The following is a 20,397-nucleotide window of genomic DNA, read 5'->3' as shown; positions in this document are numbered from 1 at the left end:
ATTCCCCCCCCTTTTCTGTCCCTGTGCCTGCCTACTATGATATCATAGTGCTTTCATTATGTGCAATCATGGTAAGCATTGGTAAACTTCAACCTTTCAGCACTATAGAGTGAGATAAAAAAAGTAAAAAATATGCTTGAAAACATGGTCCCTCGTCAGTAAAATACGCAACGAGGGGGCACGTTGCCTTAGTATTCAACGGAACGGGTTTATTGGAGATCCTGCTGTCAGCAAATAGGTTGTTCCTCCTCGTTTATCTGTGCCAGTTCAAGGGGTTACATAATGGGGGGGGGACATGAACAACCGCCGGGGCGTAACATTGGTCGAGCTTCTGATCATAATCACGATCATAGGTATCCTTAGCAGTTCGCTTGCGTATGCCTATTCAGGATGGATGGGCAGATATAAAGTCGAGAAACAGACAAAAGATATCTATGCCGATTTGATGTTGGCGCGAACCATGGCAATGACCAGAAATCGGGTATACTTCGCTGATTTCACGGCTGCAACAACATACAGGATTGTTGAAGATACGAATGACAATAGTGCCATAAATGTGGGCGCCGGAGATACTGTTCTTCCGGCATTTCCCAAGACGGTTGAGCATGAAAACATTGCCAATGGTTATGGCATTCCGGTCACGTTCAAGTTTAGCCGCAGGGGAACTATATCGCCGCTCAGGACAATACGGATTGCTCATACCACAGACCCTGATTATGACTGTATCACTATTTCATCCACACGGATCAACATGGGGCAGATGTCGGGAGATTCCTGCGTTCAAAAATAGACTGAAAGAAGAATTCAGCGAAGTTAATGTGCCTGCACGGCAATTACGGTGCGTCGATCGGGTTGATCTCTCTGCCGTAAACCTCGGCGAGTATCTTGTCCGCACCTTTTGAGAGCAGCTTCTCGCCCAGGGTTATGCCGATCGTCTCGGCATCTTCGATCCTGCCCTCAAGGTGTTCCTTGATGATCTGATCCCCTGTGACGCTGCCGACTAGCCCGTCCATGACCAGCCTGTTGTCCCTGATCGTGGCGTACGCAGCGATCGGCACCTGACAGCCACCCTGAAGCCTTTTCAGGAGTGCCCGTTCAGCCCTGACACAGATCGAGGTCTCTTTGTGGTTAAGAGGTGCAATAAGCTTATTGATGAACTCGTCGTTGGTCCTGCATTCGATCCCGACAGCACCCTGACCGATCGCCGGAAGACTTATCTCAGGCTCAATCACCTCGCTTATCCTCTGCTGCCAGCCGAGCCTTTTCACTCCTGCAGTTGCAAGGATCATGGCATCGAACTGACCTTCATCGAGCTTTCTGAATCGCGTTTCAAGATTCCCCCTGAGCTGGGCGATCTTCAGGTCAGGCCTTTTGCTCAGAAGCTGGCATGACCGTCTCAGGCTGCTTGTACCGATGGTCGCTCCCTGAGGAAGGTCCTTAAGGCTCTTTGCCGCCTGCTGCTTGCTCTGAGCGATAAACGCATCCCTCGGGTCTTCCCTCTCGCAGATCGCTGCAAGGTAGAGTCCTTCGGGAAATTCGGTAGGCACGTCCTTCATGCTATGCACGGCCAGATCAGCTTCTCCCCTGAGCAGAGCCTCCTCGATCTCCTTAACGAAAAGACCCTTTCCGCCGACCTTTGCAAGCGGCACATCAAGGATCTTGTCGCCGGTCGTCTTGATCTTGTTCAGTTCGATCTCAAGACCGGGGTTTCTATGCTGCAGCTCTGCCTTCACCCATTCTGCCTGCCAGAGCGCAAGCTTTGAGCCGCGCGTGCCGATCACCACTTTATTTTTTTTCATCATCTTCTCCGTTTAACCCATAGAGTCTCTTGATCACTGCTATCATTATGTCTTTGTCTTCGCCATCATCCTTCAGGGCTATGGTGGGCCCATGGATAAGTTTGTTCATGATGGCGCTCGACAGTCCCTCTATTGCCTTCCGCTCCTTTTCGCCCAGTCCGGGGAACCTGTTCAGGAACCGCTCGAGCTCTTCCTTCCTGATCGCCTCTGCCTTTTCACGAAGAGCAACAACCGCCGGGACTGAATCGAGCGTTGACAGCCATTTTTTGAAGGTCTCGATCTCTTCCTCGACTATCGCCTCTGCCTTCTCCGCCTCTTTCTGGCGCTCCTGCTTGTTTGTATCCACGACATCATTGAGATCGTCGACATTATACAGGTACACATTGTCCATATCATTGATCGCAGGGTCGATATTTCTCGGCACGGATATGTCGATAAGAAAAACAGGCTTCTGTTTTCTGGCCTTCATGGCCTTCTGCATATGCTCCTTTAGAAGGACATATGCAGGCGCTCCGGTGGAGCATATCAGGATATCCGTATCGACCAGTTTATCAGGGAATTCCTCGAACTTTATCGCCTTGCCGTTGAATTCATGCGCAAGCTCGCAGCCGCGTTCAAAGGTCCTGTTGGCAACAGCGATCTCCCGGACACCGTTGTTCATCATATGCTTGGCAGCCAGTTCAGCCATCTCTCCTGCGCCAAGGAGCATGAACGACTTGCCGGAAAGATCGGTGAATATCTTCTTTGCAAGCTCAACTGCGGCAAAGCTGATCGAAACCGCGCTTGATGCGATCCTTGTCTCGGTCCTTACCCGTTTTGCAACGGATATCGATTTTTTCAGAAGCCGGTTAAGGAGCGCGCCCGTTGCCTTCTTCTCAAGCGCAAAATCAAAGGCATCTTTCAGCTGCCCGAGGATTTGGGGCTCGCCCAGCACCATGGAATCGAGACTCGAAGCAACCCTGAAGATATGCTTCACTGCCATCATATCTTCATGCAGGTACAGGGCTGTATCCAGGGAATCGCGTTTGAGATCAAAGAACTGCACAAGGAAATCCTTGAGCGAGGCAAAGGCCTGCTGCAGGTCTGCAACGTTCAGATAAATTTCCACCCTGTTGCAGGTCGAAAGTATCGCAGCCTCTTTTATGCCGGGGATGGCTTTTATGCTGAGCAGTCCTTCTTCAAGCTTTGGGCCGTTAAAGGCGAGTTTTTCCCTGAGCTCGACATCCGCTGTCTTATGGTTCAGTCCAACAACTGCAATATTCATCAGAATGCGTGGTATCCCTTAAGCAGCAGATTAACGCCGAAGAAGGTGAAAAGAACAACTAAGAAACCGATGATCGAAAGGATAGCCGCCTTTTTCCCCCGCCAGCCTTTGGTGAGCCTCAGGTGGAGCACGCCGGCATAGATAAACCAGGTGATCAGGGACCAAACCTCTTTAGGGTCCCATCTCCAGAATCTGCCGAGCGCAGTTTCAGCCCAGAGCGCACCGGTAATGATCGCCAGGGTCAGGAAGGGAAAGCCGATCGTGATCAGGCGGTAATTCATCTCATCGAGGATCTGGAGGCTCGGCAGTCTTTTGAAGAGACCTCCCAGATGCTTGGACTTGACGTAGTGCTCCTGAACCAGATACATGATGCCGATACCGAAAGCCATGGCAAAGGCAGCATCGCCGATAAAGGCAAACGCGGTATGGATAAAGAGCCAGGAACTCTGCAGAATCGGGCTCAGGCTCTCTATCTTTCTCGGCAGCATGGAGGACGTGAGCATAAGGACAAATACCACAGGCATGATAAATGAGCCGAGAAGCCCGACGCGGTATCGGTATTCAAGGAAAAAGAAGAGCAGCACAATGCACCAGGAGAAAAAAGAAGAAGCCTCGTGGAGACTTGCTGTGGGCATGTGTCCTGAGATGAAATACCGCGCAAGGATAGTTATCGTGTGGAGTACAAACCCGGCTATCACAAGGCCGAACATGATGCGTGAGGTGGTCCTGGTTCCCTTGAACAGTTCAAGGCCGCAGGCAATGGTAGCGGCAAAATAACAGGTGAGTGCGAACTCAAAAAGAAGCGTTTCCATCAGAAGCAGCCTAACTCACAGCTCTTGATCCTGATGCCGAGGTCATTCGCAGCATTGCCAACTTCTCTATAGGGGATCTTCAGGTCTTCTGCGATCTTTCTGGCGACTGAGCAGAGAAGTTTCCCGTCAGCTGACTTTTTCATCATTTCCTGCTTGAGCTCTTCGTTCATGTATTATCCCAATCAGTGCTTCAAAAAAATCGTTATATCCCGCGCCTGAAAGGCTTCGGGTAAAGACCTTATCGGTCTGAGAGTCTGCGGGGAGCTTGTCTTTGGAATCATTCAGGATACTATCAGCTCCGGCTGCGAGCTCTTCAATGCCAGGCTTCCAGCGTTCTCATCCCTTACAAATATAAATATTACAACATCGGGCTTTAAAAACTCAATTGCGCTGTTGTCTTTCCGATGAACGGCACGGGGTGGAGCAGGGCGAGTCTCGATGCTCACAAGAATTGGGCGTTTCTCTATGTCCTTTGGAGTAATTCAGTCTGTCAATGGGTACAGCCTTGCCTCAGCTTGCTGCAGCAGGCTCTGTATCTTCTTTATTGACCTCGGCCTTGTGACCGCATTCCTTATTAACGCAGATATGGGTCACATTGCCGGCCTTGTCCCACTTCTCGGTCAGAAATGCTGCGCCGCACTTGGGGCATGGCACAGGAACAGGCTTATACCAGGAGACAAAGGTACAGTTGGGATAATTGCCGCATCCCCAGAACTTGCCTCGTTTTGACCTTCGCTCCACAATGTCTCCGCCATCAAGCGGGCATTTCATGCCCGTAGAGACCGGTTTCGTTGTCTTGCATTCCGGATATTTGGAGCAGGCGATGAATTTGCCGAACCTGCCGGACCGTATGACCATAGGTGATTCGCACTTCGGGCATTTCTCGTCTGTTGTTTCAGGCTCCCCTGCCTGGCCTTCGCCCTCAAGCGGTTTGGTCGTCTTGCATTCAGGGAACCCTGTGCAGGCATAGAACCTTCCATGCCTTCCCCAGCGTATCACCATCGGCTTGCCGCAGTTCTCGCAGGTCTGCTCGGTTGCTATGTCCTCAGGTTTTACCTTGCCCTTCACGGCTGCAGCCTCGTTCAATTTCTCATGAAAGGGCTTGTAGAAGTCCTTTACGATCTTTGCCCATTTCTTTTTGCCGTCCTCAATATGGTCAAGGTTCTCTTCCATGTTTGCCGTAAAACTGATGTCCATAAGTTCGCTGAACCGCTCAACAAGAAAGTCATTCACGACTGTGCCGAGCTCAGTGGGAGAGAACTTGCCCTCTGCCTTCTGCACATATTTCCTGTCCTGTATGGTCGAGAGGATGGCAGCGTACGTACTCGGCCTGCCGATGCCTTTTTCCTCAAGCGCCTTGACCAGTGTCGCCTCGGTGTACCGCGGCGGAGGCTGGGTAAAATGCTGCTTTGGCTGCAGTTCAAGGAGCGAGAGCGGCTCTCCCTGATTAAGCAGAGGAAGGAGCGCTTCACCTTCATCCATCACTTCGTCCGTGCCTTCTGTGTACAGCGCCATGAACCCCTGGAACTTTACGACACTGCCTGAGGCCCTGAGCACCGGTTCACCCTTGCACGGTTCTGTAGCACAGGAGATCTCGAAGGTCGTCTGTTCAAGCTCCGCAGGGGCCATCTGACTTGCGATGAAACGGTTCCATATGAGCTTGTACAGGGCAAGCTGATCTTTGCTCAAATACTGTTTTATTGCTTCCGGGGCATTGGTCAAATAGGTCGGACGCACTGCCTCGTGGGCGTCCTGGGCAGATGCCTTGCTTTTGTACACAGGCGGTTTTTCAGGCGCAAAATCCTTGCCATAGGTCGCTTCGATATATTCTCTGGCAGCCTGCTGGGCCTCAACAGAGACCCTGAGAGAGTCTGTCCTCATGTAGGTTATGAGTCCCACTTCACCCTCCTCGCCGATTTCGATGCCTTCATAAAGCTGCTGGGCCATCATCATCGTCTTTTTGGCCGTGAAGCGAAGTTTACGGGAGGCTTCCTGCTGGAGCGTGCTTGTGATAAAAGGCGGGGCCGGGTTCCTCTTTTTCTTCTTTTTGTCGATCTTTGAAAGGACGAACCTGCTGGCCCTGATATCAGCGGCAGCAGCCTCGGCCTGTTCGGCATTGCCGATCTCAACTTTGTCGCCGCGGTATTTTACAAGCTTTGACCAGAATACAGGCTTGTTCGAGCCTTCGAACTCCGCGTTGATCGACCAGTACTCTTCCTGCTTGAAGGCCTCGATCTCACGTTCACGGTCAACGATCAATCTGACCGCCACTGACTGGACCCTTCCTGCGCTTAAGCCTCTGCGAACCTTTCTCCAGAGCAGCGGACTGAGTTCATATCCCACAAGCCTGTCGAGGATCCGGCGCGCCTGCTGCGCATCGACCTTCTGAACATTGATCTCGGTCGGGTGGTTCATCGCCTCCTTGACCGCGGTCTTGGTTATTTCATTAAAGGTGACACGAAATACTTTTTTAGCCTTGCCCTTGATCTCCTCAGCAATATGCCAGGCGATCGCTTCCCCTTCCCGGTCAGGGTCAGGGGCAAGATATACGGTATCAGCCTCTTTTGCAGCCTTTTTCAGGTCTTTGATCACCGTCTCCTTGCCGGGGATGATGATATACTTGGGAGCAAAGCCCTTCTCTATGTCAATGCCCATCTCCTTGGCAGGCAGGTCCCTGATATGGCCGACGGAAGCCTTGACCGTAAAATCTTTGCCAAGGATCTTGCTGATCGTTTTGGCCTTTGCGGGCGACTCAACTATAACAAGCGATTTCATTTCTTCCTCCCGGTGCACACAAAAAACCCGATCAGCTCCACAGGATCCTTCTCCCATTGCCGAAGATAAAGGAGAAGATGTCCTCTTTTTCGTAGGAACTGTCCCGTATCAGTATATAAACAAGAAGTGCTTTCAAAATGTCAAGCTCAACCTCATCAACCTGCTCTGTGGCCTCAAGCTCATCGAGCTCTTCCCAGATCTCGGCAAGGTCCTCTTCTTCATAGTCCACAGACGCGAGAAGCTTTTCGGAATCGATCTCGATATCATCCCTGTCCGTGGATATCATACGCAGCACCCTCAGCAGCTTCTGGGTCAGCGTCTCTGTTTCATGCAAGATAGAACCTCTTTCCATCTGACTGTCTTACAACCCCCTTTAACTCCAGGGAAAGGAGTATATCAAGAATCCTGTGAACTGGCAACCTGATCTCTCTGGATATGATATCAATATGCTGCGGTTCGCATGTCATACCGGCACAGAGACCCTTTTCCTCAGCCGAGAGTTCGACCTCCTGCCTTGTACCGCTCCTGATGAACCCTTTCAGCACGGGGGCCAGTTCCTCAATAATATCATCTGCCCGGGTCACCATCCTGGCGCCCTGCCGTATCAACAGGTTCGTGCCTGCAGAGGTGCCTGACGTGATATTGCCCGGCACAGCAAAAACTTCCCTGTTCTGCTCAAGCGCTATGGCTGCCGTGATGAGCGAACCGCTGCCTTCTGCTGCCTCGATCACCAGCACACCCATCGAAAGCCCGCTTATGAGTCTGTTTCTTCGCGGGAAGTTCTCCCTGTTCGGCGCGGTGCCAAGAGGGAACTCGGTCATGACACAGCCTGAAGCCGCGATCTTTTCCATCAGTCCCTTATTTTCTGCCGGGTAGAAGACATCAAGACCTGAGCCCAATACGGCAATAGTCCTGCCCCCTGCGGTCAAAGCGCTCCGGTGGGCGAACGTGTCAATGCCCCGTGCCATGCCGCTGATGACCGTGAGCCCTGCAGAAGCGAGCTCTCCGGAGATCTTATGCGTTACGGTCTCGCCGTACGGGGAATATTTCCTGGAGCCTACGACCGCAATACCATACCGGTCCTCAGGCTGATATGTTCCTTTTACATAAAGAACGACCGGTGCATCAGGGATCTCTTTCAGCGCTGGAGGATAGTCCGCATCTCCGTAACAGATCGCAGAAAGCCCCCTTTTCTCCAGACCTCTCACCTGTTTTTCCACATCGTCCCAAAGCGAGAAAGTCCTGATATTCTCTGCCCGGGCCCTGGTTATGCCATGAATCGAAAGAAGGTCATGCATATCCATTCTGAAGATATGTTCCGGATCGCCTGCATGTGCAATCAGCTGCTTTGCGGTTATCGGCCCTATGTCCTGAACAAGAGAAAGGCCGATCCAGTATCTGAGGTCAGACACTACCTGCCCCTGAGTGACCTGTTCGCCTTAAGCCTCAAGGCATTCAGTTTAATGAACCCTTCAGCATCCTTCTGGTTGTACACATCCTCAGCCTCAAAGGTGGCAAGCTTCACATTATATAAAGACTTCGGCGCCTTCCTGCCTGCGATGATGCAGCTGCCCTTGTAGAGCTTGATCCTGGCAGTGCCGGTCACGACCTTCTGGACCTCGTCGATCATGCCCTGGAGCGCCAGCCGCTCAGGAGCAAACCAGTACCCGTAGTACACCATCTCCGCATACTTCGGCATAAGAGAATCGAGAAGATGCGTAACCTCGCGATCAAGGGTAATGGACTGTACAGCCCGGCGCGCCACATGCAGAATGGTCCCTCCTGGGGTCTCATACACACCGCGCGACTTGATGCCTACATACCGGTTCTCGACAATATCGACCCTGCCGACGCCATGTCTGCCGCCGATCTCGTTCAGTTTTTCGAGCAGTTTGGCCGGTGAAAGCTTTTTGCCGTTCACGCTGACCGGATCTCCCTGTTCAAAGCCAATCTCGATATATTCCGCCTTTGCAGGGGCCTCTTCGATCGGCACGGCCAGGGTGTACATGTCCCTGGTCGGCTCAAGCCACGGATCCTCAAGGATCCCCCCCTCATAGCTTATATGAAGGATATTCCTGTCCGTGCTGTAAGGCTTTGCTTTTGTGGCAGTGACCGGTATGTTGTGCTTTCCGGCATAGTCAATAAGGGATTCGCGCGAGTTGAATGTCCATTCCCTCCAGGGCGCCAGGACCTTAATGTCCGGCTTGAGCGCGTAATACGTCAGCTCGAAACGTATCTGGTCATTGCCCTTGCCTGTTGAACCATGGGCAACAGCATCAGCCTTTTCCGTTATTGCTATCTCTATCTGTTTTTTTGCAATAAGCGGACGCGCAATGGATGTGCCTAAAAGATAGAACCCTTCATACACGGCATTGCCGCGAAGCATGGGGAAAATGTAGTCTTTGACGAACTCTTCGCGCAGGTCCTCGACATAGACCTTTGATGCGCCGGTTCTGAGCGCCTTCTGCTTAACGGTCTTCAGCTCTTCCTTCTGCCCCAAGTCAGCGCAGAATGCTATGACCTCCGCGTTATAGGTCTCTTTCAGCCATGCTATGGCAACCGAAGTGTCCAGGCCTCCGGAATATGCAAGCACGATCTTCTTAACCATGGTATGCCTCCGTGATATCAGGGAATTAACGGTAACTGAAACTGCAGGGTCATGCTAACCGTATCAAAAGCGGTTTAACCTTAGCACAAACGCCTATTATTTGCAAAAGATGGCAGGTAAGTTGTTAGGCCCTCCTTAGCAAGGAGGGGATGGGGAGGTTTTTATAATTCTATACAATACCCCACCATACCTCCCCTTGGAAAGGGGAGGATTTTTCGGCTTGCAGCTGAAGCGTTACTCAGGCACCCCAACCTCCAATTGCAACTTAATCTCAATTTCAGTTATACTTCTCTCATGGATAGCAGAACCTTTAAGGATTTTCTTGTCGGACGCGGCCTGAAGCTGACCAAGGAGCGCATGGCAGTGGTTGGCGAGATCTTTTCTACGCATGGCCATTTTGAGCCTGAGCACCTTTACTTCAAGATCAGGGGCGCAGGCATCAAGGCCTCGCGCGCCTCAGTATACAGGACCCTGAACCTGCTTGTGGCGAGCGGACTGGTAGAACGCATTTCGAGGACAGAAAAGGGAAATGTCTATGAACTCACGTTCGGCCACAAGCACCATGACCATATGGTCTGTACAGATTGCGGCGAAGTGATCGAGTTCTATTCCGAAAATCTGGAGACGATCCAGAACGATATATGCACAAAATACAGTTTTGAAGGAACGAGCCACACACTCGAGATACGGGGTCAATGCAGAACATGCAGAAAAAGAAAAAAATAAGAGACGACAGGCGCTCATACAGCAGGATCGTTCTGATCGGAAACCCGAATGTCGGCAAGAGCGTGATCTTCGGACTCCTGACCGGACAATATGTCACGGTTTCAAACTATCCCGGCACCACGGTCGAGGTCGCCTCAGGCAACCTTACGCTCAATAACGAGAAGTTCCTCCTTATTGACTCTCCGGGTGTCAACAGCTTCATTCCGATGAGCGAAGATGAGCGGGTAACGCGGGATATCCTCCTTGCTGAACAGTCCAATAATGTGGTGCTTGTGGCTGACTCAAAAAATCTCAAGCGCGCACTCATGCTCCTGATCCAGCTTGCTGAGATGGCCCTGCCCTGCATCCTCGTCCTGAATATGGAAGATGAGGCAAAGGCACGCGGTATTGATATTGACTATCGGAGGCTGGAAGAGATAGTAGGCATCAAGGTCATCGGCACGGTCGCTCCGCAGCGTAAAGGCATAGGCAAGCTCAGGGATTCCATTCTCATGCCGCAAAACGCCAGGATATCCACAGACTATGGCAAGATCATAGAGGAATACGTGGATTCCATATCATCCCTTCTTCCGGAAGCGCATATCTCGCGCCGGGCGCTCAGCCTTATGATCCTGGCCGGCGATGAGAGTCTGAAGACCTGGGGTATTGCTCACCTCGATCCAAAGACCATTGATAAGATCGAGGACCTGAGGTACGAGGCAGAGACGCGGGCAAAGGAACCGCTCTCCTCAATTATTTCGCGCGCACGGATCGAGGCTGCGGAGAAGGTCGTGCTTGAGGTCCAGACGCAATACGAGCCTGAAGCAGGACATATTGCCCGGTGGCTTGGTAAATGGACCATGCATCCATTTGTGGGCTTATTCTTCGTCCTTTTTGCACTTTTCTGCTTTTATGAATTCGTCGGCAAGTTCGGCGCCGGGACACTGGTAGATTTTTTCCAGAATGTGATCTTTCAGGACTATCTTAATCCGGCAATCGAAAAGACCGTCAAAACGCTGATACCATCGCCCTTTATACAGGACTTTTTTGTGGGCCAGTACGGGCTCTTCACCATGGCGCTCACCTATGCGGTGGCGATCATCCTGCCGATCACCGCGACCTTTTTTATTGCCTTCGGCTTTCTTGAAGACAGCGGTTATCTTCCGCGCATTGCTGTTCTTACGAACGGCGCCTTTTCAAAGATCGGCCTGAACGGCAAGGCTGTTCTGCCGATGGTTCTCGGCCTCGGCTGTGGCACTATGGCGACCATGACCACGCGTATACTCGAAACAAAAAGAGAACGACTGATAGCGACCTTCCTTATTGCGCTCGCTATCCCCTGCTCAGCTCAGCTGGGCGTGATCCTCGGCATGCTCGGCCCCTATTCCCTCAAGGTCCCTCTCTGGTGGATAGGCACGCTGGTCCTCGTTCTCCTGCTTGCCGGAACCATTACATCCAGGGTGCTGCCGGGGAGCAAGGCAGATTTCTTTCTCGAAATACCTCCCATGCGCATGCCCCGCATGGGGAATATTTTCATGAAGACAATCGGCAGGATAGAATGGTATCTGAAGGAGGCTGTTCCCCTTTTCATCCTCGGCACGTTTATCCTTTTCGTGCTTGATAAGACGCATATGCTGAAATGGATAGAAGAAGCAGCATCTCCTGTCGTGGTGCGCTTTCTCGGTCTTCCGCAGGAAGCGACCTCAGTATTCATCCTGGGATTTCTGAGAAGGGACTACGGCGCAGCAGGTCTCTTCGAACTCTCCAAGCAGGGCCTGATGAACGAGAATCAGGTGATCGTGAGCATCATAACCCTGTCACTCTTCGTGCCCTGTCTTGCGAGCTTTTTTATGATCATCAAGGAGCGGGGCACGAAAACGTCGCTGCTGATGTTCTCTCTCATTACGGTCTTTGCCCTTCTCGTCGGCGGCGGCATTAATCTGATATTAACTCTTCTGTCGTAATCCCTCTTTTGACTGTCCTTTACAGTCGTTTCGTCAGGCGGGTATAATCAACCTTATCGTGAAACCAAAGCTCATCATTATCTTCTTCCTTTCGTCCATTCTTATCGGCGGCATTGCAGGCGGCTATGTGGCCATAGCCAGGGGCATTCCTTCCATCGATGAGCTCAAGAATTATCAGGCCGGCGGCGGCACGAAGATCTACGCTGACGATGATGTCATGATCGGCGAGCTCAAGGCAGAAAAGGGTATATTTCTCTCGATCAATAACATGCCGAAACAGATGACCAATGCGATCGTTGCAGTTGAAGACTCACGTTTTTTCAAGCACAAGGGCATAGATTATATTGCCATTGCGCGGGCTATCGTGAAGGATATCATTCATGTAAGCCTGAAAGAAGGCGGCAGCACACTTACCCAGCAGCTTGCCAAGGTCGTTTTCCTTTCATCCGAAAAAACGGCGAAACGCAAACTGCTCGAAGCTGCCCTTGCCTTCAAGATCGAAAAGAGTCTCAGCAAGCAGGAGATCCTTGAACTGTATCTCAACAAGGTCTATTTTGGACACGGGGCGTACGGTGTGGAGATGGCGGCCCGCACCTATTTCGGAAAGTCAGCCAGACAGCTTACCCTGTCAGAGGCTGCCATGCTCGCAGGCCTGGTCAAGGCCCCAACAACCTATTCTCCTTTCAATGATCTCACCCGGGCAAAAGAGCGGCAGAACATAGTCCTGAGCAGAATGGAAGAAGAAGGGTATATCACGAAACAGGAACGGGAAAGCGCTTACAACCAGCCCTTGTACCTCTCGAGCCTGAAAAAAGGCATCGAGGCAAACAGTTATTTCGTCGAATATATCAGGAAGTACCTTGAAGAGAAATATGGGGAAGCGGCTGTGTACAAAACAGGTCTCAAGGCCTATACCACGCTAAACAGGGCCATGCAGCTTTCTGCTGTTAATGCCTTGCAGAACGGCCTGAGAGAAGTTGACAAACGGAGAGGATGGCGCGGTGCGATCGAGACCAAAAAGGGCATTGATATAGCGAAAGAACTGAAGACCCGTGACATGGGAACAACGGTCATGAACAATCCCGGCGATATCTATACCGGCCTGGTGCTGAAAGTCTCTGCTCAGGAGGCAACGATCAAGACCCGGGGACTGTTAGGCAAGCTCTCGATCAAGGATGCGCTCTGGGCATCGAGAACGCTCGGCAAGTCGGGAAGTGTCAAGGTCTTAAAGGACTTCAGCCTCAATCAGATACTCAATCCCGGCGATGTCGTCAGGGTCAGCATCAAGAGCATCCAGAAAAGCAGCGTTTTGCTTGCGCTTGAGCAGGAGCCTGAAGTTGAAGGCGCTCTTGCAGCGGTTGAACCCTACACCGGTTTTATCAGGGCTATGGTCGGCGGATACGATTTTTCGCGGAGCGACTTTAACCGGGCTGTTATGGCGAAGCGGCAGCCTGGATCGTCTTTCAAGCCGATCATCTATGCTGCTGCCATGGACCATGGGTTCTCGCCGGCAAGCCTTATCGTGGATGAGCCTGTCAATTATGCGGGAGGTCCGAAAGGCGACTGGACGCCTGAGAACTATGACCACAAGTATTACGGCCCCACGCGCCTGAGAGAAGCGCTGACCTTTTCGCGAAATGTTGTGACTGTCCGGCTTGTTGATACCATGGGACTTGATGCACTTACGAACTTTGCACGGACCATCGGGATCTCTGCAGATATGCCCCGGAACCTGAGCATCGCGCTCGGTTCATTCAGCATCACGCCTCTTGAAATGGCAATGGCGTACAATGTTTTTGCGAGCAACGGCATGAAGTCAAAACCCCTCGCCCTGAAATATCTGACCGACAGCAAGGGCAGAATCCTCGAGACAAACGAACCTGAGCCTGAACAGGCGATCAGCCCCCAGACAGCATTTCTCATAACCTCCATGATGGAAGATGTCGTAAAATACGGCACAGGCTGGCGGGCCAAGGCCCTTGGCAGACCTGTTGCGGCAAAGACTGGTACAACAAACGATTATAAAGACGCATGGTTTGTCGGGTACACGTCAAACCTTGTGGCATCAGTATGGGTCGGGTTTGATAATGCAAAAACTCTCGGGGCTCAGGAGACCGGGGGAAAGGCTGCTGCACCGATCTGGACCATGTTCATGAGCAGCGCAGTCAAAGGAGAATCTGAAGGATTTCAGCAGCCTGAAGGCATTGTGAGCCTTTTTATAGACCCCAAGACCGGGCTTCTTTCCCGGGACGACTCGGGTCTGAAAGAATACTTCAGGGAAGGTACGCAGCCGAAGCAGTATTCGCCATCCAGATCCATATGGGAAATAAGAGATCCGAGCCAATTCAACTTTGATTAAGGAAGAAACCATGAAAAAGAGTCTTAGCCTTATCCTTGTGACCCTCTGTTTTTTTTGTTTCAGCAGGCATGCTTCAGCGGACTATGCTTCAGGATTGACTGCGTACAGCAAACATGATTACCAGGAATGCCTCAATCAGCTGGAGGCATATACGAACAGAACACCGGACACGGGTGCGTACTACCTTATGGGATATGCAAGCTATAAACTGGGGAATTATAAGGAGGCAAAAGAATACTTCAGAAAAGCGTATCTCCTGGACCCGAACTTCAGGCCTGCTTCACTTGGCGTGAAACAGCCGGGACACTAACCCTTATTTCTTTTTTGCTTGCCTGGAGAGAAAGACGACGCAGTCTTCGCAGATCCGTCCTGATTCAGTATTGCAGATCATCCGGTTCAGTTCCCAACAGGGCTTGGTCTTGTCTATGTATGCAGAGCACTTGCCCTTCCGCTCCTCAGGGCAGCTGTTGATCTCCCAGCAGGGCGCATAATCAAGGAGCTTCTTGATGCCTTCAATGCTGATCTTCTGGTTATGAATCAGATCCCTGAGGCACCGCAGCCACTTGATGTTATTCTCTGAATAAAAACGGTTCTTGTTCCTGCGCGCCGGTTTGATCAGGCCATGCTTCTCATATAGTCTGAGTGTCTGATCGGTCGTGCCGATCAACTCAGCAACAATACCGATCGGATAAAGAGGAAGGCTCTGTTTCTCTTCATCACTGAGGTCCTTTTTTACTTTATCTTTTGCCATCAATTTTCCTGTCATCCTTAGAGTAGGAAGGTATTCTGTTAATTACAATTATTAATACACTTTTGAAATAAAAAATGCAAGATTTTTGCATGCATCATTATTTCTTATGGGCCTATAAAACCGTTGCAAATCCTTGACTTCTCGCATTTTTCTTAGGTAATATTACCCTACTTTTCTCCCAAGGAGATTTTAATGCACGAAGAAAAACTGTTGTCTGATATCTTCATAAATGTTCATACGGTTCCACACTATGTTTCTTATGCATTCCTTGCGTCTCTCATCCTGATCGTAACTGCTTTCCTGGTCAACAGATCCATGAAACTTGTTCCGACCGGTCTGCAGAACTTTATGGAGACCATTGCAGAAGGGGTGCTCAGCCTCTGTGAAGAAAACATAGGCCATCACTGGGCAAAGCATTTCTTTCCCCTCATAGGCACGGTTGCCCTCTATGTTGCTGTCTGCAATTTCATGGGACTTATTCCGGGGTTCTACTCTCCGACCAGTAATATCAACAATAACGTTGCCCTGGCTGTGCCGATCTTTCTTGCAACGCATGTGTATGGCCTTAGGGTCCACGGCATCGGCTATTTCAAACACTTCCTCGGACCTATCCGGTCGCTTCCGGCACTGCCGCTCATGATGCTCATATTTATCATTGAGCTGATCGGTCATCTGGTCAGACCGGTCACCCTTTCGGTCAGGCTCTTCGGCAACATGGTGGCAAAGCATATCATCCTGCTCGTACTCGCAGGACTTTCACCCTGGCTGGTTCCGACGCTCATCCTGGCGCTCGGCTCTCTGGTCAGCGTTATTCAGGCCTTTGTTTTCACGCTGCTTACGACATTGTATCTCGCTGGTGCCGTTGAAGAGGCACATTAAATCAAAGTCTTTAAGAAAGGAGGAAAGAACAACATGAAAAAAATTCTTTCACTCGCACTGCTCACATTCGCTGTTATCTGTCTGCTCGCTCCGGTAGCTGTCTTCGCTGTTGAAGAAGCTGCGCCGGCTGCAGCAAAGGCTGCGGATTCAGGTTCAGGCAAGGGAGTGGCAGCGCTTGCTGCAGGCATCGCGATCGGTATCGCTGCTCTTGGCACAGGCATTGGCCAGGGTATGGGTCTGAAGGGTGCTACCGAGGGTATCGCAAGAAACCCTGGAGCTTCCGGCAAGATCACAACGACCCTGATCATCGGTCTCGCCATGATCGAGTCTCTTGCGATCTATGCGCTTCTTGTAGCGCTTGGCATCCTGATCAACCAGAAGATGTTCTTCTAAGAATACCTTCCCGTATTACAAAAAGGCCCCGATACTATCGGGGCCTTTTTTATTTGTTACCGTTCCGGACTTTGTGGTAGTTTAGAACATGGCCGGCAAGAAAACTCTCTTATTATCGACGACAAGAAGGATGTCTGGAAAATCCGGCTGATGACCCTCTGCAGGACCACGGATATGTTTCCCCCCTCCCGAATTGAGAAATGCTGCATCGTCCGGAATACATGAAAGCAACCTGTGTCATAGGCATTGCCGGCTACTCAGGCTCAGGAAAGACAACGCTTATACGAAAGTTGCTTCCTGCATTAAGAAAGCAGGGTCTTTCTATCGGCATCCTCAAGCATATTCATCATAAGCTGAAGATCGATATGCGGGGAAAGGACACAGACCTTTTATATCGCGCAGGAGCTGATTTCGTTTCTGCTCATGATGACGTCCAGGGCTTTGCGCGATACCGGAGCGGTGCTATGTCCCTTGCTGAACGAATTGCGAGATTCCCTTCCGGGCTGGATCTGATACTTGTTGAGGGGCATAAGGATGTGAATGTCCCCGGCATTTGGCTGCAGACAAATACTTCAGGAGGGAGCGGCAGGAGATCAGGGGCAGACAAGAGGCTGATCGTGTTCAGGGATGATCCTCAATATCACGTCAGAACCCTTGATCATATCCTGCTGGAACTGGAACGGTACCATACACGGCGGCCGGTAAAGGCAGGTTTGCTGATCGGCGGATCGAGCTCTCGCATGGGGCAGACCAAATCACTTCTGAAGATAAAGGGCAGAACATTGGCAACAAGGTCTTTTGGCGTGCTTTCTGATGTTTCAGAAAAGACGGTCTTGCTTGGCTCAGGACAGATCTCCGGAAGTCTGTACGCAGCAGACAGGCTGGCCGATGTACCAGGTGTACACGGACCACTCGCGGGAATGCTGAGCGCCTTCCGGTGGTCGCCTGACAGTGCATGGATCATATCCTCTGTTGATATGCCGCTTATGAACAAAGAGGCTTGGAAATGGCTTCTGAGCCAGCGCAGACCTGGCGCATGGGCAGTGCTGCCGAAGATCAAAGGTAGCAGGGGAGTGGAGACTACCGGTGCTGTTTATGAGCCGATGATCGTTGAGCACGTCGAGTCCATGGCTGCAGATGGCATGGTTTCGCTGCAGGATATAGCTAAGCATAAGAAGGTTATTACGCCGATGATCCCGGAATCACTCTCACACGCATGGACCAACGTAAATACCCCGGGTGAGTGGGGAAAGGTCCTCCGTCATATATAAAGGGATCTGATCTGAATGCGAAAAGGACGGTTTGGCGTTGAACTCTTTGCCCTGCCGAGCAGCTTAATCTTATCTGCACGCCTGTCCCTATGGCTTCCCGGGCCTCTTGCTGCACTGAGGCGATCCGCCTGTTGGGCTTCATTATCACGGTCTATGCCGGGCGTTCTTCATATATTCCGAGCTTTTTTGCAAAGGCGACGAGTTGTTCGTCGTGGGCTTCATCATATGCGCCGAGATTCCGGATATGCTCGCCAACTTCAGGATTTGATTCTGCAAGGGCGGTCTTGCGATGGAATTCAGATGCCGACCTCTCTGCCGTAATGCTGAAGGATATTGCTTCATGCAGAGTTGGAGGTCTCTTTGCCGTGAGTATGCCGTTAATTTGGGCCATGAGGCTGTTAAGGGCGGCGAGGTCATAAGAGACATCATTGAAGATGCCCCTGTTATTTCTGACAAGACGCAATTGATAGCTGATCATGTCGGCATGGGCCTTTTCTTCATTGCTTAGGGCCTGAAACAGGCTTACTGCTTCGCTCTCAAACACGAATAATTTTTCAAAGTGTTTATAGAGCCGTTCCATCATCAGCTCAAGCTTCATCAGATGATTCAGAAGGGTAGTGATAGTCATGACGCAAGCACCTGCTGCATCCCGCAATTCTTCTTTCTCATCGATTTTTTAATTTGTCCAATTCTTCCAGCGTCTTTCTTTCACAGTCAGGACAGATTCCGTGGCTGAATTCAGCATCTGAACGATCGCGAATATACTCCTCGATCCGGTTCCAATATCCCTTATCGTCACGGATACGTTTGCAGCCGGCACATATCGGCAATAAGCCCCGTAAGGTCTTAACCTCTGAAAGGGATTTTCGGAGTTCCTGAATGACGTTGTCTCTTTCTCTTTCCGCCTCTTTCCGTCGCTCAATTTCCTGTTTTGCCCTTGAAAGTTCGACCTCTATTTCAGCAACCTGCTTCAAAATGGCTAAAACCGGACGATTTTCGATCGGAAGCCCTTTTATCGTACTTTGCCAATTCAGATATCCATACAAAAAAGGCAGCGCAAAAATTGAGATCACCAGCCTGCTGGTCAGGGTTCCCTGCATAATGCTCAGGTAAGATGTATCACCTGCAAAGGCACCGGTTGCAAAAAGCACTACGTCCAGCCACATGACACCCAGTAGGGTCAGGAAGGCACGAAGCCAAAGGTGCATCTTAAGGAAGGGTTTACCGAAATATTCCCAGGCCATGGCCAGGAAAACAAGATCAAGCAGAGTGGCAACGATTGAGGAAGCATTGATCCTTAGACTCGGCAGAGGTATGGACTCAAATGAAGTATGTCCGATAAGAGAAGACTGAAAATGCAATGCTACCGAGATGAGGGGAACCATAATTGATACGCCAAGGATAGTAGAAATAGCAATTCGCGTTGCTCTTGGGCCGTCAAAGACGTAAACGACAAAAACCCCAAGGAGCAGCGAAGTATAAAAAACCGTTGACCCTACAACGAAGGTAATCCCGGCAACCTGAACTCTTAGCCCTGCGTCTGTAACCCAGGACATAATGGCTGTGATGCCGCCGATCAAAGCATAAAAATGTACCGGTCCAAAGCGGTGGCGCAGTGAGTGTGCCCAGAGAACCAGAAAGTAAACCGTCATTGCCTCGAATATTAATATAATCACTTCGGTTCCCATTTGCCGGTGGTCCTCCTTCAGGGTTGTCGAGCAGTTCTGACATGCGCCTATAGCGGCCGCATGAGGATTATCTTGTTAAGGCTGGAGCTGGAGGTCTGAATATTTTTTGCAGCCACCTCACTAAAACCCTGCCTCGTGAACAGGCTTGCTGAACGTTTGTTATTGGTGTATATGCTCATCATCATTTTCTTGAAACCCTTAGACTTGGCCCATTCTACTGCGTAGGATAGCATGGCAGAACCAAGGCCGCCCCCCCGGTATCCGTCCCTGAGATGAAGGCCAATCTCAACGGCACGGGCCAAACGGTCTTCCCATTCGGATGCCTTGAAAGCTGCGAGGCACCCGACCACTTTATCGTCAGAAACTGCAATAAGCAGGAGGTTGTTGTCGCGGTCGAGACGCTCGATAAACTTGCGTTCAGAGCCGATATGTTTGCCGTGCATTTCCAGAATCAGAGAGCTCCGTTCTTCAGAAGATGAACGGATGGTCTCGACAATTCCCTTTGCGTCTTCACCCTTGGCCGGCCGCAGCGTGACCGCCGAACCGTTTTTTAGTTTAATGCTCTGAACCTCATTCATGTGATGCTCCTCCCCGGCTTTTTTCTATTATATTTTGATGTGCTGAAAAAGCTATTATGCATTTTATATCATTGTGTTGCAGCAAACAAGTCAATACATTCCGGCTGTCAAGCCAAAGTAGAAATGTCCTGTTTTTACCAAGATAGAAATGTCCGGTATTCATGCAGCGAACACCGTATCTATGATCCGGATCATGGGAAATTAGACAGGGTTCCTTTAATCTCGGAATAAAGCATATACTGGAACAACGAAGCAGAAATAGGTGGAGAGATGAAAACGTGTCCCCGATGCGGAATAAAGTTTAACCTCTGGCAGCGTGCAGTTGGTGAGGATAAGGAACATCTGCGCCAGTGCACAAGTGAGGAGAAGAAAGACCTTTCCGGCCTTGCAGCCCATTGCAGAGGATGTCCACAGGTGGTCGGGTTTGGTTGGACAGGCAGAAGCGATTTATAAGTGATAAGCTGCCTGTTCATACAGCTACCTGCTTCTGAGGTAACGTGCTCCAGTAAACATCATCTGGCTTCCTTCGGTCAAGGTTCTTATTCCGACGC

Annotated in this window: 20 protein-coding genes; 8 read left to right on the top strand and 12 right to left on the bottom strand. The window is 50.8% G+C overall.

Translation table 11 applies throughout. From position 1 onward, the window contains the following. Positions 1–295 precede the first annotated feature (295 nt). Positions 296–790, top strand: a complete 495-nt coding sequence (locus tag HZB62_12945) for a GspH/FimT family protein (GenBank protein ID MBI5076059.1) — start codon at positions 296–298, stop codon at positions 788–790. 43 nt (positions 791–833) lie between these two features. On the opposite strand, the gene hemC is transcribed toward HZB62_12945, so the two are convergent. The 8 genes from hemC to HZB62_12905 form a co-directional block, all read right to left on the bottom strand. Then, positions 834–1,799: a hydroxymethylbilane synthase gene (hemC, locus tag HZB62_12940; protein MBI5076058.1), complete on the bottom strand. Its 966-nt coding sequence runs from the start codon at positions 1,797–1,799 to the stop codon at positions 834–836. Continuing rightward, positions 1,786–3,063, bottom strand: coding sequence for a glutamyl-tRNA reductase (locus tag HZB62_12935; protein MBI5076057.1), 1,278 nt, complete (start codon positions 3,061–3,063; stop codon positions 1,786–1,788). The genes hemC and HZB62_12935 overlap by 14 nt, the downstream gene beginning before the upstream one ends. Beyond that, a complete protein-coding gene (ccsB, locus tag HZB62_12930; GenBank protein MBI5076056.1) occupies positions 3,063–3,875 on the bottom strand; it encodes a c-type cytochrome biogenesis protein CcsB in 813 nt (270 codons plus the stop codon). Before ccsB ends, HZB62_12935 begins: the two co-directional genes overlap by 1 nt. Further along, positions 3,875–4,045 carry a hypothetical protein gene (locus tag HZB62_12925; GenBank protein MBI5076055.1) on the bottom strand — a complete coding sequence of 57 codons (171 nt, stop codon included), beginning with the start codon at positions 4,043–4,045 and terminating at the stop codon, positions 3,875–3,877. Before HZB62_12925 ends, ccsB begins: the two co-directional genes overlap by 1 nt. Positions 4,046–4,385: 340 nt before the next feature. Beyond that, on the bottom strand, positions 4,386–6,650 hold the full coding sequence (gene topA, locus HZB62_12920) for a type I DNA topoisomerase (GenBank protein ID MBI5076054.1): 2,265 nt from the start codon (positions 6,648–6,650) through the stop codon (positions 4,386–4,388). A gap of 31 nt (positions 6,651–6,681) precedes the next feature. Further along, complete coding sequence (locus HZB62_12915; protein ID MBI5076053.1) at positions 6,682–6,984, bottom strand: hypothetical protein; 303 nt, start codon at positions 6,982–6,984, stop codon at positions 6,682–6,684. Beyond that, complete coding sequence (dprA, locus tag HZB62_12910; protein MBI5076052.1) at positions 6,977–8,062, bottom strand: DNA-protecting protein DprA; 1,086 nt, start codon at positions 8,060–8,062, stop codon at positions 6,977–6,979. Before dprA ends, HZB62_12915 begins: the two co-directional genes overlap by 8 nt. Continuing rightward, positions 8,062–9,258 (bottom strand): argininosuccinate synthase, encoded by a 1,197-nt coding sequence (locus HZB62_12905; protein MBI5076051.1) that lies wholly within the window; start codon positions 9,256–9,258, stop codon positions 8,062–8,064. The genes dprA and HZB62_12905 overlap by 1 nt, the downstream gene beginning before the upstream one ends. A gap of 294 nt (positions 9,259–9,552) precedes the next feature. Here HZB62_12905 and HZB62_12900 point away from each other — a divergent pair, with 294 nt between their 5' ends. From HZB62_12900 to HZB62_12885, 4 genes are read left to right on the top strand one after another with little or no spacing between them, the layout of a single operon-like run. Then, positions 9,553–9,984 (top strand): transcriptional repressor, encoded by a 432-nt coding sequence (locus HZB62_12900; protein MBI5076050.1) that lies wholly within the window; start codon positions 9,553–9,555, stop codon positions 9,982–9,984. Further along, complete coding sequence (gene feoB / locus HZB62_12895; protein ID MBI5076049.1) at positions 9,963–11,927, top strand: ferrous iron transport protein B; 1,965 nt, start codon at positions 9,963–9,965, stop codon at positions 11,925–11,927. Before HZB62_12900 ends, feoB begins: the two co-directional genes overlap by 22 nt. A gap of 58 nt (positions 11,928–11,985) precedes the next feature. Beyond that, complete coding sequence (locus tag HZB62_12890) at positions 11,986–14,286, top strand: PBP1A family penicillin-binding protein (GenBank protein ID MBI5076048.1); 2,301 nt, start codon at positions 11,986–11,988, stop codon at positions 14,284–14,286. A gap of 10 nt (positions 14,287–14,296) precedes the next feature. Further along, positions 14,297–14,596 (top strand): tetratricopeptide repeat protein, encoded by a 300-nt coding sequence (locus tag HZB62_12885; GenBank protein MBI5076047.1) that lies wholly within the window; start codon positions 14,297–14,299, stop codon positions 14,594–14,596. A gap of 3 nt (positions 14,597–14,599) precedes the next feature. On the opposite strand, the gene HZB62_12880 is transcribed toward HZB62_12885, so the two are convergent. Continuing rightward, the gene (locus HZB62_12880) at positions 14,600–15,037 is read right to left on the bottom strand and encodes a MerR family transcriptional regulator (protein ID MBI5076046.1); all 438 of its coding nucleotides are present in this window, start codon (positions 15,035–15,037) and stop codon (positions 14,600–14,602) included. Between the two features lie 192 nt (positions 15,038–15,229). Between HZB62_12880 and atpB the strand changes: the two genes are divergently transcribed. The 3 genes from atpB (at position 15,230) to mobB (ending at position 17,580) form a co-directional block, all read left to right on the top strand. Continuing rightward, positions 15,230–15,916, top strand: coding sequence for a F0F1 ATP synthase subunit A (atpB, locus tag HZB62_12875; protein ID MBI5076045.1), 687 nt, complete (start codon positions 15,230–15,232; stop codon positions 15,914–15,916). A gap of 33 nt (positions 15,917–15,949) precedes the next feature. Beyond that, positions 15,950–16,309, top strand: coding sequence for an ATP synthase F0 subunit C (locus HZB62_12870; GenBank protein MBI5076044.1), 360 nt, complete (start codon positions 15,950–15,952; stop codon positions 16,307–16,309). 221 nt (positions 16,310–16,530) lie between these two features. Continuing rightward, entirely contained in the window at positions 16,531–17,580 is a 1,050-nt protein-coding gene (gene mobB / locus HZB62_12865) for a molybdopterin-guanine dinucleotide biosynthesis protein B (GenBank protein ID MBI5076043.1), read from the top strand. Positions 17,581–17,731: 151 nt separating this feature from the next. On the opposite strand, the gene HZB62_12860 is transcribed toward mobB, so the two are convergent. Genes HZB62_12860 through HZB62_12850 form a run of 3 tightly spaced genes read right to left on the bottom strand, consistent with a single transcriptional unit; the run spans position 17,732 to position 19,846 of the window. Beyond that, positions 17,732–18,208: a hypothetical protein gene (locus HZB62_12860; protein ID MBI5076042.1), complete on the bottom strand. Its 477-nt coding sequence runs from the start codon at positions 18,206–18,208 to the stop codon at positions 17,732–17,734. Positions 18,209–18,245: 37 nt separating this feature from the next. Then, positions 18,246–19,268, bottom strand: coding sequence for a VUT family protein (locus tag HZB62_12855; protein ID MBI5076041.1), 1,023 nt, complete (start codon positions 19,266–19,268; stop codon positions 18,246–18,248). Between the two features lie 47 nt (positions 19,269–19,315). Further along, a complete protein-coding gene (locus tag HZB62_12850; GenBank protein MBI5076040.1) occupies positions 19,316–19,846 on the bottom strand; it encodes a GNAT family N-acetyltransferase in 531 nt (176 codons plus the stop codon). Positions 19,847–20,397 lie beyond the last annotated feature (551 nt).

The sequence above is a fragment of the Nitrospirota bacterium genome, assembly GCA_016214855.1.
In the GTDB taxonomy this organism is placed as follows: Bacteria; Nitrospirota; Thermodesulfovibrionia; order Thermodesulfovibrionales; family UBA6898; genus UBA6898.
The sequence above is the reverse complement of the archived record's forward strand: the minus strand, read 5'-3'. Positions and strand labels throughout refer to the sequence as shown.

What these genes read in the sequence shown, in the direction of transcription:
- HZB62_12880 (MBI5076046.1), bottom strand. Translation starts at nt 15,037, where the DNA reads ATGGCAAAAGATAAAGTAAAAAAGGACCTCAGTGATGAAGAGAAACAG.
- hemC (MBI5076058.1), bottom strand. Translation starts at nt 1,799, where the DNA reads ATGAAAAAAAATAAAGTGGTGATCGGCACGCGCGGCTCAAAGCTTGCG.
- atpB (MBI5076045.1), top strand. Translation starts at nt 15,230, where the DNA reads ATGCACGAAGAAAAACTGTTGTCTGATATCTTCATAAATGTTCATACG.
- HZB62_12925 (MBI5076055.1), bottom strand. Translation starts at nt 4,045, where the DNA reads ATGAACGAAGAGCTCAAGCAGGAAATGATGAAAAAGTCAGCTGACGGG.
- HZB62_12860 (MBI5076042.1), bottom strand. Translation starts at nt 18,208, where the DNA reads ATGACTATCACTACCCTTCTGAATCATCTGATGAAGCTTGAGCTGATG.
- HZB62_12905 (MBI5076051.1), bottom strand. Translation starts at nt 9,258, where the DNA reads ATGGTTAAGAAGATCGTGCTTGCATATTCCGGAGGCCTGGACACTTCG.
- HZB62_12870 (MBI5076044.1), top strand. Translation starts at nt 15,950, where the DNA reads ATGAAAAAAATTCTTTCACTCGCACTGCTCACATTCGCTGTTATCTGT.
- HZB62_12885 (MBI5076047.1), top strand. Translation starts at nt 14,297, where the DNA reads ATGAAAAAGAGTCTTAGCCTTATCCTTGTGACCCTCTGTTTTTTTTGT.
- HZB62_12855 (MBI5076041.1), bottom strand. Translation starts at nt 19,268, where the DNA reads ATGGGAACCGAAGTGATTATATTAATATTCGAGGCAATGACGGTTTAC.
- HZB62_12900 (MBI5076050.1), top strand. Translation starts at nt 9,553, where the DNA reads ATGGATAGCAGAACCTTTAAGGATTTTCTTGTCGGACGCGGCCTGAAG.
- HZB62_12945 (MBI5076059.1), top strand. Translation starts at nt 296, where the DNA reads ATGAACAACCGCCGGGGCGTAACATTGGTCGAGCTTCTGATCATAATC.
- ccsB (MBI5076056.1), bottom strand. Translation starts at nt 3,875, where the DNA reads ATGGAAACGCTTCTTTTTGAGTTCGCACTCACCTGTTATTTTGCCGCT.
- mobB (MBI5076043.1), top strand. Translation starts at nt 16,531, where the DNA reads ATGAAAGCAACCTGTGTCATAGGCATTGCCGGCTACTCAGGCTCAGGA.
- HZB62_12935 (MBI5076057.1), bottom strand. Translation starts at nt 3,063, where the DNA reads ATGAATATTGCAGTTGTTGGACTGAACCATAAGACAGCGGATGTCGAG.
- feoB (MBI5076049.1), top strand. Translation starts at nt 9,963, where the DNA reads ATGCAGAAAAAGAAAAAAATAAGAGACGACAGGCGCTCATACAGCAGG.
- topA (MBI5076054.1), bottom strand. Translation starts at nt 6,650, where the DNA reads ATGAAATCGCTTGTTATAGTTGAGTCGCCCGCAAAGGCCAAAACGATC.
- HZB62_12850 (MBI5076040.1), bottom strand. Translation starts at nt 19,846, where the DNA reads ATGAATGAGGTTCAGAGCATTAAACTAAAAAACGGTTCGGCGGTCACG.